At 32.2% G+C, this 14,265-nt stretch carries 15 protein-coding genes and 2 pseudogenes; 8 read left to right on the plus strand and 9 right to left on the minus strand.

The genetic code is table 11. The features are described 5' to 3' along the window. Positions 1–93 precede the first annotated feature (93 nt). Positions 94–453 (minus strand): annotated as a pseudogene (locus tag BR77_RS02145) (tyrosine-type recombinase/integrase); the annotation flags it as partial. Positions 454–540: 87 nt separating this feature from the next. Here BR77_RS02145 and BR77_RS02150 point away from each other — a divergent pair. Continuing rightward, positions 541–1,500 carry an IS30 family transposase gene (locus BR77_RS02150; RefSeq protein ID WP_035063802.1) on the plus strand — a complete coding sequence of 320 codons (960 nt, stop codon included), beginning with the start codon at positions 541–543 and terminating at the stop codon, positions 1,498–1,500. Here the strand turns inward: BR77_RS02150 and BR77_RS02155 are convergent. From BR77_RS02155 to BR77_RS02170, 4 genes and pseudogenes are all read right to left on the minus strand, one after another. After that, positions 1,492–2,301, minus strand: a complete 810-nt coding sequence (locus BR77_RS02155; RefSeq protein ID WP_236700871.1) for a tyrosine-type recombinase/integrase — start codon at positions 2,299–2,301, stop codon at positions 1,492–1,494. The two genes, BR77_RS02150 and BR77_RS02155, sit on opposite strands and share 9 nt — an antisense overlap. A gap of 145 nt (positions 2,302–2,446) precedes the next feature. After that, positions 2,447–3,097 (minus strand): DUF308 domain-containing protein, encoded by a 651-nt coding sequence (locus tag BR77_RS02160; protein WP_015076492.1) that lies wholly within the window; start codon positions 3,095–3,097, stop codon positions 2,447–2,449. A gap of 82 nt (positions 3,098–3,179) precedes the next feature. Beyond that, positions 3,180–3,521: pseudogene (locus BR77_RS02165) on the minus strand (ImmA/IrrE family metallo-endopeptidase); the annotation flags it as partial. 95 nt (positions 3,522–3,616) lie between these two features. Beyond that, positions 3,617–4,048 (minus strand): helix-turn-helix domain-containing protein, encoded by a 432-nt coding sequence (locus BR77_RS02170; RefSeq protein WP_231857770.1) that lies wholly within the window; start codon positions 4,046–4,048, stop codon positions 3,617–3,619. Between the two features lie 103 nt (positions 4,049–4,151). Here BR77_RS02170 and BR77_RS18955 point away from each other — a divergent pair, with 103 nt between their 5' ends. Further along, positions 4,152–4,415 (plus strand): hypothetical protein, encoded by a 264-nt coding sequence (locus tag BR77_RS18955; RefSeq protein WP_185751405.1) that lies wholly within the window; start codon positions 4,152–4,154, stop codon positions 4,413–4,415. Next, positions 4,412–4,633, plus strand: coding sequence for a hypothetical protein (locus BR77_RS02180; protein WP_015076488.1), 222 nt, complete (start codon positions 4,412–4,414; stop codon positions 4,631–4,633). The genes BR77_RS18955 and BR77_RS02180 overlap by 4 nt, the downstream gene beginning before the upstream one ends. 78 nt (positions 4,634–4,711) lie before the next feature. Here the strand turns inward: BR77_RS02180 and BR77_RS02185 are convergent, their stop codons facing one another. Beyond that, entirely contained in the window at positions 4,712–5,440 is a 729-nt protein-coding gene (locus tag BR77_RS02185) for a TraX family protein (protein ID WP_016356458.1), read from the minus strand. A gap of 322 nt (positions 5,441–5,762) precedes the next feature. Here BR77_RS02185 and BR77_RS02190 point away from each other — a divergent pair, with 322 nt between their 5' ends. Beyond that, on the plus strand, positions 5,763–6,176 hold the full coding sequence (locus BR77_RS02190) for a hypothetical protein (RefSeq protein WP_015076485.1): 414 nt from the start codon (positions 5,763–5,765) through the stop codon (positions 6,174–6,176). An 89-nt stretch (positions 6,177–6,265) separates the two neighbouring features. Here the strand turns inward: BR77_RS02190 and BR77_RS02195 are convergent, their stop codons facing one another. Then, positions 6,266–7,387: a hypothetical protein gene (locus BR77_RS02195; RefSeq protein ID WP_015076484.1), complete on the minus strand. Its 1,122-nt coding sequence runs from the start codon at positions 7,385–7,387 to the stop codon at positions 6,266–6,268. 142 nt (positions 7,388–7,529) lie between these two features. Here BR77_RS02195 and BR77_RS02200 point away from each other — a divergent pair, with 142 nt between their 5' ends. Continuing rightward, positions 7,530–7,736, plus strand: coding sequence for a hypothetical protein (locus BR77_RS02200; RefSeq protein ID WP_010053137.1), 207 nt, complete (start codon positions 7,530–7,532; stop codon positions 7,734–7,736). Positions 7,737–7,938: 202 nt separating this feature from the next. On the opposite strand, the gene BR77_RS02205 is transcribed toward BR77_RS02200, so the two are convergent. Continuing rightward, complete coding sequence (locus BR77_RS02205; protein WP_015076483.1) at positions 7,939–8,400, minus strand: hypothetical protein; 462 nt, start codon at positions 8,398–8,400, stop codon at positions 7,939–7,941. A 140-nt stretch (positions 8,401–8,540) separates the two neighbouring features. On the opposite strand from BR77_RS02205, the gene BR77_RS02210 reads away from it, so the two are divergent. Beyond that, a complete protein-coding gene (locus tag BR77_RS02210; RefSeq protein WP_015076482.1) occupies positions 8,541–9,557 on the plus strand; it encodes a S66 family peptidase in 1,017 nt (338 codons plus the stop codon). Between the two features lie 64 nt (positions 9,558–9,621). Here the strand turns inward: BR77_RS02210 and BR77_RS02215 are convergent, their stop codons facing one another. Beyond that, positions 9,622–10,194, minus strand: coding sequence for a DUF4352 domain-containing protein (locus BR77_RS02215; RefSeq protein WP_015076481.1), 573 nt, complete (start codon positions 10,192–10,194; stop codon positions 9,622–9,624). 470 nt (positions 10,195–10,664) lie between these two features. On the opposite strand from BR77_RS02215, the gene BR77_RS02220 reads away from it, so the two are divergent. Both BR77_RS02220 and BR77_RS02225 read left to right on the plus strand, forming a co-directional pair. Further along, entirely contained in the window at positions 10,665–12,095 is a 1,431-nt protein-coding gene (locus BR77_RS02220) for a PTS mannitol transporter subunit IIBC (protein ID WP_015076480.1), read from the plus strand. Positions 12,096–12,173: 78 nt separating this feature from the next. Then, entirely contained in the window at positions 12,174–14,252 is a 2,079-nt protein-coding gene (locus BR77_RS02225; protein ID WP_010053866.1) for a BglG family transcription antiterminator, read from the plus strand. Positions 14,253–14,265 lie beyond the last annotated feature (13 nt).

Raw genomic sequence — 14,265 nt, forward strand, 5'->3', positions numbered from 1 at the left:
AATTTAATAATACAGGGAGAATATTAATGTTCTTCCGCCATTCTTCCGACCAAAAAGAAATTTACTTAATTTTTGGTCGGAAGTTTTTTTATTCTATGCATTGTCTTTCAACATTTTCTCGAAAATGTCGACCGTTTCTTTCTTCATTTTTTCGGTTATGTGAGAGTAGGTATCTAAAGTAGTTGAAATTCGTGAGTGGCCTAATCTAGCTTGTATTTCTTTTGGTTTAGCACCATTTTCTAATAACATAGTAGCATGAGTGTGCCGAAAAGAGTGGAAACTGAAATCTACATCAATATTTTTTCTTACATATCCGCACGACCATTTGATGCTATTAGGTGTTACTGGATCACCATTTTCTTTAGTACATACAAAATCAGTAATAGTATAATGTTGGCCATAAAATATTTTGTTTTCTTTCTGCCTTTTACTCCATATTTTTAAAATCGCCAATTGTAAAATTAAGCTAGACAACTAAAAAAGTCATTTGTGCTACACTCAAAATAGTTCCGTCGAAAGAATTATAAGGAGTGAGTACAAATGACCTATACCCATCTTACACCAACTGAACTCGTAATGATAGAAGCTTATTTCAATCAATCACACTCTGTTTCAAAAGTAGCCCATCTAGTACAACGTTCTCGACAAACCATTTATAATGTCTATCGTTTTCTTAAATCTGGTGGAAGCGCAATAAGCTACTATGAACAATATAAGAAAAACAAACGTAACTGCGGAAGACGTCCAATTGTGTTACCAGATGGGCAACAAGAATACATTCAAAAAAAGGTGGCTCAAGGGTGGACTCCAGATGTCCTTATTGGTCGAGCAGAGTTTCCTATTGCTTGTTCGGTACGTACACTATATCGGATGTTTAAAGATAAAACCTTTGACCCTCACGATTTACCAATGAAAGGGAAAAGAAAACCAAACGGACATAAAGAAAAAAGAGGAAAACAAGCTTTTCGCCGTTCGATTCAGGATAGAACAACTGATTATATACAGTTCAATCATGAGTTTGGTCACCTAGAAGGTGACACCATTGTCGGTGGAAAACATAAAAGTGCGGTGATCACGTTAGTTGAGCGATTATCTAAAGTGATCATCACCTTGAAACCCGCTGGTAGGCAAGCTATAGATATTGAGAATAGACTGAATCAATGGTTTCAATCTGTACCGAAACACTTGTTTAAATCCATCACATTTGATTGTGGAAAAGAGTTCTCGAATTGGAAAAAGATTAGTAATACCAATGATATTTCGATTTATTTCGCTGATCCAGGAACACCTTCTCAACGAGGACTAAATGAACATTCGAATGGCTTATTACGTAAAGATGGCTTATATAAAGCTATGGATTTTAATGAGGTATCCGAAACCTTTATCCAATCGGTGGCATCAAAACGAAATCATATTCCTAGAAAATCATTACACTATCGCACACCATTGGAAGTATTTTTGAGTTACGTAGGTAAAGATGATTTGTCTAGCTTAATTTGACAAACGAAAAATAGAAATAATAGAATCACCAAGTGAAATAGTTCTATATGATGACTGCGTTTTTGGAGTGCCTATTGATATATCTTTTTTCTTCATTATCATAATTTTATCAACGGAAAGAGTTTTGTTTTCAAAATCAATATTATCCCAGGTTAAACCACAAACTTCAGAACGTCTTAATCCTGTATGAAATGCAATCATCATAGGAATGTAAAAAGAATTATTTGGTTGAATGAAGTCAATCATATTTTTAAAATCGGAATAGGTGAAAATTTTTAGGTCATCTTTTGTTTTTTTCATATTTACATCATGTTTTGGCATCTCAACATAGAACATTGGGTTTTCTTTAATTAATTGGTGAGGGTAGACAGCTTTTTTAAAAGCGCCTTTCAAGACAGTTCCAATTATTTCAATCGTCTGTTTTGCTTTGCCTTCTTTAAATTTGTCATTTATAAGTTCCTGCAATATAGCGGGTTTTATTGATTTTAGTTTATACATACCAATTTTAGGCAAAATATGATTGTCAATGATCCCTCTATAATTTTCTTGAGTATTATATTTTAAGTTGAGAACAACATAACTATCAAACCAAAAGTTAAAATAATCATGAACAGAAATATCAGATAAATCTACTACTTGGCCAGTTGTCTCGTATTCACTTATAGCTTTTCTCATGGCTTCCAATGCTTCACTTTTAGTTTTACCACCAGCTCGCTCAATTCTATTTCTTTTACCATTGATACGAGCAGCTTCGATAGTGTAATACCAGTTATTACCTTTTTTTCTAACCGAACCTTGCATATGAATTCGTCCTTTCGAAGTACGGAATATGATGAAAAAATTCACGTATTTAAGTTTATTTTAAAATGAATTTATGGATTTTATTTAACTGAATACGAATGTATGTTCTTTTTTATTTTTAAAGAAAAGCCCGAAGGCTAATCTTTTATCTATTAATGATATAAGCAGTTACAGCGGGTATTGTAATAGTGCCACCTATAGTTGATTCATATGAAATTAATCCATTGCTAGAACCGTAAATTGTAATTATATCATTTTCCAAAATTCTTTCTTGAACAATACTTTTACCATACTTAACAAGAACGATTGTATCATAATTTTCATTTACTGCTAAGCGTAACTGTGTTTCAGAAGCGTCTTCCATTACTTGAATTACCTCACCACTTAATACTATTTTTTCATTTTGAAAATTATCGGGTGTTCGTGCAAGATTTTCAAATGTCACGTCTGTTCTATAGGTTGAAAGATCTTTGTTAGCGGCTTCTGATTCTTCTAACATTTTTACTAATTCTTCATTTACAGCACTAGAATCAGAAGTACTGCTTTCGCTAGAGATTGCAACTTCGCTGCTATTCTCTTTATTAGTATCTTTTTGAGCTGATGAAGCCTCATTACTTTCAGAATTTTTCGGTAGTAATATAATACCAAAAATAAAGATAGCAAATCCTGCAACTAAAATTCCAGTATTACGTTTAACCTTTGAATTTTTTCTAATAAATCCAATAATGAACAAACAAATACCTACTACAATAGCTAAAAAACCAATTAAAAGTGAAAATGCTCCTAAAATTTCCATTTTTCTCCTCCAGTTATGTTATAATATATTTGTCAAAATATTATCTGCTCTAATCAGTCCCCACGACTTGTTAGAGCTTTTTTTATTTGTATAGAAACCTTTCCATTTCAAGGGGGAGGTTGTAGTAATCTAATATTGTATATTTATTATCGATTCCTAAGCCTTCATGCGATCCGTCAATTCTCAAATTAGAAGCAAAATAATTGGCTTCCATTTCTATTTTTAAAGACGAAGTTAATGATTGCGATGAAAGAAAAGGAGTATTGGAATTTGAATGAAATATTGAGTGAGCTAATTCATGTGCACATGTGAAGTTCAAATAATCTTTACTTATATTATTGTTCAAATGAATAAACTTAATTCGCAATTCCTTATTGTAATATCCGTATATGCCACCTAAATCTTCCATAATAATTTTTACACCTAGTTTATCAGCTAATTAAAATGGGTCTCTGGTTTGATGATTATTAACTAATAAATGTAATTTTTTATCAATAATATCTAAACTCATTTAGTCACCTAATTTCGATACTTTTTAGGAGTAAATTTCTTTTTTGCTTCTTGTTTAGCAATTCTCAACGAATTTTCAAGCGACATGATTAATAGCTCTCTAGTGTTGTCGTCCATTTCTCCATTTTCTTTTGAGTAGTGTGCATTGTTCTCCAAATCTTCTATCATAGCTTGCAATCGTTCAGAGATATCTTTTTCATCTTTATCCGTTAATTCATAATACTTTTTTTCTGGTTCAATTCTACCTAAAAGGTAGTCCGTACTAACTTCTAAAGCATCAGCAATAGATGATAATTCCGTTTCTCTTATTGGTCTTTCACCAGATTCAATTCTATTCATAACACTTTTATTAAGCTTGATTTTATCTGCAAGTTCTTTTTGAGTCATATTTTTATTTTCTCTAAGTTCAGTGATTCGTTCTCCGATATCCAAAAATATCACCTTCCTTTCTATAATAGCAATATTATTTTAACATGTTTCCATAATAGAAATAAATTAATTTCTAAATCAGAAACAAAAGTATTTACATTTCTGTTTTAGCGACGTGATATATATAGTTGATGATTACACTAAAGATCATATTTATGCTTATCAAAATAAATATTTTACGCATGGGTTTTCGCATGGTGGAACGTTGCAAGCATTAGTCTTGGAATTTAGCGAATTCATTAGATTAGGCAAGGAGGTTCATGGAAAGCAAGGTTATCGAGGTTTGGATTGCGAACATTGGGGTTACGATAAATCAAGCCAGTTAGAAATAATTGAATACGCTAAAGAAATTGGTTATCTGAGGGAGGTAAAAAAATGACTAAGCTATATAAAATCTTAGTTGGTACTAAAGTTGGTACAAACGAAAAATTGTTCTATGAGATGATTCATTACTTCGCTGAACATGATGACGTTTTAACTACCCAAGAGGTTAAGCCAAAATGGAAATCAAAAACGAAGGTTTATTTCACGCTAACTGAAGCAGAGAGATTAACAAAACGAAAAAAATTGAGAAATAAATTTCATTCGAGAGATTAAACTCGTGGGAATTTTTTTATATGAAAAAAGCTAACTTACCTTATTAGGATAAATCAGCTTGCTAAATACAGATTCAACTTATATCAATGCTCTAATTAGAACTAAAACGATAAGATGAAGAGGATAGAATAGGTAGAAGCCCCATTTAATCCAGCTAGGAGAATAGCCACGTTGTCCATTATAATTGAGCAATAATGGGATTGTCATAAGCACACCTAAAGTTGAAAACATTTCATACCAAGGGACTGAACTTGGTGCAACCAGATAACCAATTAACATAATTAAGAATAAAAAAGCGGTTGTATAAACTGGAGGAATTATTTTTTTCAACTTGTCATTTTTGATCACGTAAAATCCAAAAATCATTAATATTCCAAATAAATTCCAATCTGACATAAATGTGGCTAAAGTAAAAATAATAACTAATCCGATGTGAACGAATTGATTGTTGGTTTTTTCATATAGAACGAGTAAGATAAGCCCTATAAAAAGAGTAAAGAAGATATTATTCACCAATTCAATCAAGTCGAATGGCGAGTTTGGATAATGCAACATGTGAAATGGATAAACTGAAATAATCCAAAAAAAAGTTAATCGAAAAGCATATTTCCTTACATTTTTTGTATAATGAAATCCCTTAACAAGTAAAAAGGCCATTATTGGAAAGGTTAATTTTCCAATAAATTCCGTGAAAAAAAATAATGATTCTGAATACTCAAATAATCTGAAACCACTCCCAATGTGATTAATTAGCATTGCAATAATGGCAATGACTTTCAAATGAAAACTGTTTAATTTATTTTCCATGCAAACTACCTCCTCATGTGTAACTTAATTTTACCATTTAGAAAAAGTTGTTAAATCACACATAAGTACTAATTTAGGTTAATACTAAAGGGGGATTGTTTTTGTGTGTTTTATATGTCTCAAATATAAAAAGTATAATCAGTAGCATCCTATAACTGACGAAGATCAAATACTAATAAAGAATAAAAATCAGTTGCGGATTAGTCCTATGAGACATATGCACTAGTGTCATAATTTATTTAGAGTAAGCTTTGTTATCTATATATTTATGTATATCGAAATGATATAATTAAATTTATTATATTTAGGAGGTTATGGATAAATGAAAAAGAAAAGTTTAGTGTTAATGATGTTTTTGTTTCTAGCAGTTGGATTAATCGCTTGTGGGAATGCAGATTCTAAGGTACCAAAAAAAGAAGCCTTAACTTTTGAAAATTTTGAAAAAGCTTTAAAGAAGGAAAAATATGATCTTGGTGAACGTGAAGAAAAAATGGCAGAATTTATTGGGGCTAAAGAAGGTTTTGCATTACCAGTAAATAATAAAAATATTGAAATTTATCAATTTGAAAAAAATGATAAAAAGCTTAAAGAAATCACTAAAAATAAAGAGTTTGAAATTGAAGGAATTGCTAAAATCCCAGTTGAAGTCAACGGTAATTTTATATTAATTGCTTCTGAACATCCAGATAAAGATAAAATTATTGAAATTTTTAATAATTTTGATGGCAGTAAATAAGAATAATAAGCTAGAAATTCTTTGACTGTGTTACTTAAGATGCCCTACGAGAAAATAACCTCGTGGGCATTTTTATTTTTAAGTAAAGTTTAGTGATCTATAAAATGATTATTTGACTCAATTCGTTCTTCATCCGGACGTTTTGGTAAAACAGAATCATTATAAAAAATCCAATTTTCTTGATCTTTTTTTGGATTAAGGAACTTAGGTAAAGCATCCAGTACAAGCAAACTGTATTCTAAATCAAAGGCAGGGCAATACAGATAAGATTGAGCTTGTTCTAACATTCTTTTTTTCAAAGCTATTTTATCAATTACCCAATTTTTTTCATCGTTATAACGCCCAAATGACCACCAAGGATGGTTTCCAACACTAATTTTTAAACGGTGGCAACCAAAAGGATTATTCGTATAAGCACTTGCACCAAAACAGAAACCATTATTGTTAGATTTCAATTTGTCTCCATAACAATAATTTAAACCGCCAACTATTGATCGTTCTATGGGGACATGTTGAATTTTAATTGAAGTGGATTTCCATAAACCTACTATCTCATATAGCTCAACAAATTTCAGATAATGTTCCTTTGTATAACTGGCTTGAAAGCTTTTTTTATTATCCAGCATGTGTTCTTCATAATAAGTGGCAGTTTTTTTGGCTAGTTCTACAGCTAGTGATAATTTTTTAGATCTAGATTGACCAAAACATAAAGTAATCAACCAATTTTCTTTGGCTGACTGGTTAGTTTCTAAGGCTTTACGTTCTGCCTCAGAATTTTCGTTTTTTTCTAAAGTAGCTTGTTTAATTGTGTATGCTGGAAGCAATTTAGTTAAATAAATAATAAATTCTTCTATTACGGGTGAATCAATTTGATAAAGTTGGTGATTGATTGTTAGGGTCAAATGACTATAGTACAAGCCAGGTTGACTACTTAATTTAGTCATTGTTTTTAAAGGGAATTTTTGGTCTAGCAGCTTTTCAGAAGTATCTAAAGCAATCAAATAATCAGCTGTTAATACATAGATAAAGAAGCCTTCATGGTGATAAGGATTCAGCCGTTTTTGAAATCCGGAAAACGAGAATAAAATAACGTCACTTGGAATTGTATAGTGAGATATTCTTTGGTAAATAGAAATATATTTTTCAATTGAGAGTCCAGTTAAAGTTTTCTTTTTTACATAGTAATGGGCAAGTTCTTCAGCAGATTTCATAGGGTAGTCTCCTTAAAGAGTGGGAGTGGTATTGAATTATATTTAGTGCTTTCTGAAATTATTTTATAGTGGATAATAATCATATCATTCGCCATTTTTTTAATTTTATGCTATATTAAATAACTGAGGAAGGGTTGGTATCTTGTTTCGAAAAACGAATTATATAAACCAATGTGACGTTGCTTTAAACTATATAAAATTACATGCAATTGAAAATGTTAAAGTAACTGAAATGAACTTGGTAATTGAAAAAAATGACCGAATTTCTGTGATCACGATTCCTAAAAATGCAGAAATGTTAATCAAAATATTAGACAATGTTAAAGAAAGACAAGAACAAATGAACTGATATAAAATGAGTTCCTAGTCAGGAATGATAAGAAAAGGTGCCGCTATTTTAATTAAAAGCCGCATCTTTTTTTATGTGGACAGAATAAGCAACAAAAATAACTTAAGAATCAATTTAGTTGTCAATCAAAATATTCCTGAGCATAAAAAAGAGCCGCTTAATAAGTAATAGTCTCATCATTAAGTGAAATTTTCCCAGTCTTTTAAAGTTTCAAAAATTTAGCTTGGTTAAGTTGATTTAACCAGTCATTTTTAGTGGAAGTAGTTGGCTTAAAATAAAGATCCGTAGACATTAAGATTAACCTTTCTATATCGGAAGAATCAAGAGTAGAAGCATCATGCTCTTGGTTTAAATAGTAATAAAGAATTGTATAAAGAGTAGCATCTAGTTTAATAATTTGATTTGCTCGCTCTTGAAATGTTAAATTAGCTTCCATAATAGTTGTCGCTTGAGCAGCGTAGTGATGGAATAAAGCAATCAATTTGTGTTTAAAACCGATGGGGTCAAAAAAGAATTCTTCTTCTGAATCGCCATTCCAATCGGCAGGCGGCAATAAGATTGTTTTTCCTTTAGGATAGTCATGCATTGCTTCTAGGACAGCACCTTCTGCTCCAAAAGGCAATTCTTCAATTTTTATTTTCCAAAGATAATTTAAATCAGTCAAGATAGTATTCCCCCAGTTTCTTTAGTAGGTTTATTGTATCAAATAAACGGATAGAATGTTATGATTTTTACTATTTTTAATTTTTTAGTAAGTAAGCTATAATGAAAAGACGATACTACATATTAAGGGGGAAATTAGATATGTTAAACTATCCGATTTTAAAAAGAAATGGAACAATTGGCATAACAGCTCCATCATCTGGAGTAAAAAAAGAGCTCCATCCAATTTTGAAAGAAGCAATTGAACGTATGGAGGCAAGAGGTTTTGCTGTTCAGTGTGGGGAAACTCCTTGGATGCACAGCAAATTGAAATCTGCACCAGCCTATCAAAGAGCCGAAGAGTTAAATCGGATGCTGACTGATCCAAATATTGATTTAATTATTCCTCCATGGGGCGGAGAATTGCTCTTGGAAATTATTGATTTGATCGATTATTCAGCTGTTCAACCTAAATGGATTTTAGGCTATTCAGACACAAGCATGTTACTACTTGCTATTACATTAAATACTGGAATTGCAACTGCGCATGGTACTAATTTAATCGATTTAAGAGGGGAGAGAACGGATAACACAACTGGAAAATGGCTAGAAGTTTTAGGAACTAAAGTCAACCAAACCGTTCAGCAATTTTCTTCTGAAAGGTATCAAAAAGACTGGAATTTTGAAGAACCGACAGAAATGATTTTTGATTTAACACATAAAACGCAATGGAAGTTAGTGTCGGGAACGAAAAAAACTTTAAATGGACGTTTATTAGGTGGGTGTGTAGATGTCATTCGGAGTTTAATTGGAACTCCCTACGGCGACGTAAAAAAATTCCAAAAAGAGCAACTTTTAGATGAACCCATTTTATGGTATTTAGAAAATTGCGAATTAACTTTACCAGATTTAAGAAGAAGTTTGCTTCAAATGAAGTTAGCTGGTTGGTTTGATTCAACTAGCGGAATTTTATTTGGGCGTAGTGACGCCAATTTACCGCAAGATGGTTATACAGTAGAGGAATTGTATCAGGATCTGGAAAAAGAACTTGGCGTTCCAATTGTGTATGATGTTGACTGCGGCCATGTCCCACCACAAATTACATGGATAAATGGTGCGCGTGCAACCGTTGAAATTAAAGATGGAAAAGCGACTGTCTGCCAATTATTTAAAACGTAAGATAAATAGGATTAGTAAAAAAGGCTAAAATCCAGAGATTGTAAACTCTGAATTTTAGCCTTTTTTAATTTGTAATGTGAATGGTCGTTTGTTGATTTGCCCAATTATCATTGGAAATAATTAAATCAAACTCTTTTTTTTCGGCGATGTTTGCAGGAACCGAAAAAGCAACCGAACGTGTCAAAGTTGTCTTTGGTTTAATCACTTCAGAATTGAAAGTCTCTTTATCAGTCAAACCCGACATATTTCCAGTAAAATGGGTCCCCCCTTGGACTAATGTAAAATCATTATCTGAAAAAGTACTATCTTTTTTACTATTGTTTGTAATTGTGAGATCGAAAACAATCACTTTATTTTGATTATTTGTCTCATTGTTGTCTACTATCTGCTTTGTTGAAATTTCAAAAGAATTCTCTTTAAAAGTAGAAATCCTTGATGGAGCTGAAAGAGTCTTTTTTTGCTGATCTTTTTCCACAAAAACAACTGGAGATTGGAAAACTATTGTTTGGTTCTTGATTGTGGTCTTATAAAAATAAAAGCTCATTAAAACTAAAATAAGCAAAATACATATAAGTAAAGTAGCTTTAATTTTTGTGAATTTTTTCTTCTTTCTAGGATATAAATAACTTTTAGCCATAGCACTTTCCCCCTTTTTTCAATTAGGTAATCTAAAACACCTATAAGGATATTGTAATATAAAGAGTCGTAAATAAATAGTTAATTTACTACTAAATAATTATGAGTAAAAAATTGCTTTTAAAACTGCTTTTTTGAGTTGAAGAAATTTGTGAAAAAAATAGAAGATTTTCTAAGAGCTGTTAGAAATGCTTATATACCATAGTGTTAAGACTAGTTGATAGGGATTTGTCACAAATGTCTGTGACAAAATTGCCTCTTCTATTTATTGGAAACGCGTTCATTTGGCTTTATGATGAGGCAGTAAGAAACGAATGGTTTTCTAATTTAGGTCAGCTTTTATGAGCCAACTCTTCGAAAAGAAGAGAAAATCCCTACAAAGTCAAAAGATACTTTGCGTGTATTTTCTTATCTTTCTGCTAGCGTTAACTGGCTCAAGAAGCTTTCTAATTTAAAAAGGAGGAAAAACAAATGGCACAGAAGCATGGAGAAAAAAAAGGAATTAAAGCAATTATTCAGAAAATGGGAAGCTATTTAAGTGGAATGGTTATGCCGAATATTGGAGCTTTCATTGCATGGGGAATTATTACAGCTTTATTTATTGAAACGGGCTGGTGGCCAAATGCAGAGTTAGCTAACATGGTTGGTCCAATGTTAACGTATTTATTGCCGTTATTGATTGGGTATACAGGAGGAAATATGGTTTACGGTCAAAGAGGAGCCGTTGTTGGAGCAATTGCCACAATGGGAGTCATTGTTGGTTCGGAAATCCCAATGTTTATTGGTGCCATGTTATTAGGTCCTTTGGGCGGGTATTGCGCGAAAAAATTTGATGATGTCTTTCAGGCTAAAATCAAACCAGGTTTTGAAATGTTGGTAAATAATTTTTCAAGTGGAATTATTGGATTTATTTTAGCTATTATTGCCTATTTTGGAGTTGGTCCAATCGTAACAGCACTAAGTCAAGCAATGGCCAATGGTGTTGAAGTGATTGTTAATGCTGGCTTATTGCCGCTAGCTAATATCTTTATTGAACCAGCAAAAGTTTTATTCTTAAACAATGCGATAAATCATGGGATTTTAACACCTTTAGGGGTCGAACAAGCAGCTGAAACAGGGAAATCAATTTTATTTCTGTTAGAAGCAAACCCAGGGCCAGGTCTTGGTATTTTAGTCGCATATATGTTTTTTGGCAAAGGTTCTGCTCGCGCTTCAGCATCAGGCGCAGCAGTCATTCAATTTGTTGGAGGTATTCATGAAATTTACTTCCCGTATATTTTGATGAAACCGCTACTATTTTTTGCAGCAATTGCAGGTGGCGTAGCGGGAACCTTTACATTCTCAATTTTAGGCGCAGGTTTAGTCGCTGCAGCTTCACCAGGTTCCATTTTAGCTGTGTTGGCAATGACACCAAGAGATGGCTATTTCCCAGTAATTGCCGGGGTAGCAGTTGGAGCAATTGTTTCATTCCTAGTAGCAATGGTTATTTTAAAAGCAGACAAAACAACAGATGAAGATGATTTTGAAGGACAAGTTGCAGCTACTCAAGCTTTAAAAGCTGAATCTAAAGGTCAAACAATCGAAACTGTTTCCGATTTAGTTGAAACTGATGTAAGTGTTGGAACGATTAAACGTATTATTTTTGCTTGTGATGCTGGGATGGGTTCAAGTGCTATGGGTGCATCTATTTTACGCAACAAAGTTAAGAAAGCAGGTTTAGATATGTCTGTTACTAACTCGGCGATTAATAATTTAGTTGATGAAGAGGGTGTACTAATCATCACTCAAGAAGAATTGGCAGAACGCGCAAAAGTTAAGACACCGCAAGCAATTCATGTATCGGTTGAGAACTTTTTAAATAGTCCAAGATACGACGAAATTGTCGATAAATTAAAAAAATAAGGTGTTCCAAATCAAGTAGCAGTTGATTCTCAGCTGTTGCTTGATAGTTGGTTTTAGCATAGAAAGGGTGAAGTAGTGATGTATTTCTCAGCTAGAGAGAAACGTATAGTTGAAATACTCTTACACAATCCACTAGGGGTGCAGATTGATTATTTATGTGAAGAGTTCAAAGTCAGTAAGCGAACTATTTATCGTGAATTATCGAGTCTTGAAGGCACTTTAGCGCAGTATCAAATGAAATTGATTAAAGAAAAAGGTGCTGGGTATAAATTAATAGGCAATGAGTTTTTATTGGCTGAATTAAAAATGAAACTGAGTAAAATCAAAAATGAATTTGATCCGAAACAAAGACAAAGTGCAATAACTTGCCTTCTTTTAACGACAGATGAAGAAATGAAGATGGAAGCGATGGCGCTTGATTTTGGAGTAAGTATCGGCACAATCCAAGCTGACTTAGTCTCCATTGAAGAAATTTTAAGCGGATTTACGATTCAAGTGCAACGAAAAAAATCAATTGGAATTAGTGTTAAAGCACCAGAAAGTGAACGTCGTCAAATTTTAAGTGGCGTCATTAATAGTGAGCTTAATGAGTATGATTTTTTTGAGTTTTTAAAACGATTAGAAAAAGAGCAATTGCTAGATACATTAGATAATTATTTTATGAAATACATCGATAATGAGTCTTTATATATAGCAAATCATGCGATTCAGAGCATTCAAAAAAGGTCCTTTGAAAAAGTAACAGATAGTCAGTTACAACAATTAATTATTTTATTGGCTATTTCAATTCATAGATTGAAGTTAGGCAAGGAAATCACAGACATTCAATACTCAATTAAAGAAACGGATATTCATCAGCCTATTGAAATTGCCAGTGAATTATTTGCTGATGTAGAAAAGTTAATCGAAGTCAACGTCACAGATCATGAAATTTATTTTTTAGCACTACAAATTAGAGGAATGAATGGTCATATTCAAAGAGATATTTTTCTGGAGAATTATGATGTAGAACTATCTTTCAAAATAAAAGAGTTAATTCATCTTGTTTCAACACGAATAGAATGGGATTTTAGTCATGATACTACCTTGTTTTATGATTTAATGGCACATTTATCAGCAGCATTAAAACGTTCTGTTGCCCCAATCCCACAAATGAATAATCCTTTACTAGAAAAAATAAAAATTAAATATACTGAACTTTATCAAATTTTAGAGGAATCTTTAGCCAGTGTATTTCCTGAAACAGTCTTTCTGTTAAATGAGGTCGCTTATATCGTCATTCACTTTGCTTCAACGTATGAAAAAAAGTCGAAAACAAAAAAACTTTCGGTTTTAGTTATTTGTTCAAGTGGCATTGGAACCGCTAAGATCTTGGAAAATCGACTAAAGAAAAATATACCGGAAATTAATGAGGTGCTTATTTCTAGAATTGCACAATTGGATTCTTTGGAGTTAGGCTCATTTGATTTGATACTATCAACAATTTTTTTGTCGGGTTTTAGAGCGGAGTATAAAGTGATTACACCGTTGTTACTAGAAGAGGAAATCCGTGATATTCAGCTCTATATTAAAAGTAACTTTACTAGTACAACCTTTTTAACTAAAGATACTCGTCAGCAGATAAACACTACAAATGATCAAATAGAAAGTTTTCAAGAAGTCTACAAAGGAATGAAAGTAGCAAATCAAATTTTAGAAAATTTCGATATAAAAGCCGTACGCTATAGTCAAACTTTGGAAAGTACAATTAATGAAATTTGTCAGTCTTTAGAAGGACTTATTTTAACAGATGCAAAAGTTGTTGCCGCTAAACTAATGGGACGTCTAAAACAGGCGCCAATTGGTATACCAGAAACTAATTTGGCATTATTCCATTGTATTTCTAGTGAAATTAAGTTTCCCTACTTTTCAATTTATGAAATCAAAGAGCCACTAAGTATTATTGGCATGGATCGAACATCGATAAAGATGAAGCGAATTTTGTTGCTGCTAGGCCCTGAGCCATTGTCTGATTATGATCAGAAAGTTTTAGGTGAAATTAGCGCATCTATTATAGAAAGTAATTTAAATATGGAATTGTATAATTCCGGTGCACGAGATGAGATTTATCGTCTATTAAGTAAATTATTTCTCATAGAATTAACTAAATATAAATGAAAAGGATGTTTGA

The sequence above is a fragment of the Carnobacterium maltaromaticum DSM 20342 genome (assembly GCF_000744945.1).
Classification (GTDB): Bacteria; Bacillota; Bacilli; order Lactobacillales; family Carnobacteriaceae; genus Carnobacterium; species Carnobacterium maltaromaticum.

Coding starts and splice junctions, on each gene's coding strand:
- BR77_RS02150 (WP_035063802.1), top strand. CDS start 541: ATGACCTATACCCATCTTACACCAACTGAACTCGTAATGATAGAAGCT.
- BR77_RS02155 (WP_236700871.1), bottom strand. CDS start 2,301: ATGCAAGGTTCGGTTAGAAAAAAAGGTAATAACTGGTATTACACTATC.
- BR77_RS02160 (WP_015076492.1), bottom strand. CDS start 3,097: ATGGAAATTTTAGGAGCATTTTCACTTTTAATTGGTTTTTTAGCTATT.
- BR77_RS02180 (WP_015076488.1), top strand. CDS start 4,412: ATGACTAAGCTATATAAAATCTTAGTTGGTACTAAAGTTGGTACAAAC.
- BR77_RS02185 (WP_016356458.1), bottom strand. CDS start 5,440: ATGGAAAATAAATTAAACAGTTTTCATTTGAAAGTCATTGCCATTATT.
- BR77_RS02190 (WP_015076485.1), top strand. CDS start 5,763: ATGAAAAAGAAAAGTTTAGTGTTAATGATGTTTTTGTTTCTAGCAGTT.
- BR77_RS02195 (WP_015076484.1), bottom strand. CDS start 7,387: ATGAAATCTGCTGAAGAACTTGCCCATTACTATGTAAAAAAGAAAACT.
- BR77_RS02210 (WP_015076482.1), top strand. CDS start 8,541: ATGTTAAACTATCCGATTTTAAAAAGAAATGGAACAATTGGCATAACA.
- BR77_RS02215 (WP_015076481.1), bottom strand. CDS start 10,194: ATGGCTAAAAGTTATTTATATCCTAGAAAGAAGAAAAAATTCACAAAA.
- BR77_RS02220 (WP_015076480.1), top strand. CDS start 10,665: ATGGCACAGAAGCATGGAGAAAAAAAAGGAATTAAAGCAATTATTCAG.
- BR77_RS02225 (WP_010053866.1), top strand. CDS start 12,174: ATGTATTTCTCAGCTAGAGAGAAACGTATAGTTGAAATACTCTTACAC.